We start from the raw sequence: 660 nt of genomic DNA, 5'->3' as shown, positions 1-660 counted from the left end.
AACAAACAGAAGTTACACGGCAGAATTTAAGCAAGAAGCTGTGGCATTAGTAACCGAGCAAGGTTATAGCGTACCAAAGGCAGCAGCGTCTTTAGGTATCACTGATAAATTACTTTATAACTGGAAAGCTAAAGTTGAAGCAGAGCAGTCTGGTGCCAGTTTAAATGCTGATGAGCGGGCTGAGCTGTTAAGACTTCGCAAGGAAAATAAAGAGCTAAGGATGGAAAAAGAGATATTAAAAAAGGCCAGCGCCCTCCTGCTAAAGGAAACCAAGTAACCTTTAAAACGATTAAGCAGTTATCTTCGGTGTTTCCCGTAGTTAAGCTCTGTAAAGTGATGAAGGTAAGCCGTAGTGCTTATTATGCTTGGCTTAAACGGCCAGCTAAAATCATAACAGCAGAGCAACTGAACTTATATCGAAAGGCAAAGCAACTCTTCGAGAAAAGCAGAAATAGCTTAGGCTATCGAGAACTTAGAAAGAAGTTACGCAGTGAGGGCTTTCACGTCAGTGATTATGGCGTTCAGAAGTTAATGGCAAATCTTGGTTTAGTCGTTACTCAACGGGTTGCATACAAGGTAACAACCAAACGCAAACATGGTGATACGGTTGCTGATAATTTACTGAATCAAAACTTTAATCCTGTTGCGCCAAATCAGGTG

General features: G+C 41.2%; 1 pseudogene. It reads left to right on the top strand.

Annotated features, from left to right (window positions below):
- Window positions 1-660: pseudogene (locus tag J8L97_RS23740) on the top strand (IS3 family transposase); the annotation flags it as partial.

Origin of the sequence: Pseudoalteromonas sp. MMG012, from assembly GCF_018100875.1 — a bacterium.
Taxonomy (GTDB): Bacteria; Pseudomonadota; Gammaproteobacteria; order Enterobacterales; family Alteromonadaceae; genus Pseudoalteromonas; species Pseudoalteromonas aurantia.
The sequence above is the reverse complement of the archived record's forward strand: the minus strand, read 5'-3'. Positions and strand labels throughout refer to the sequence as shown.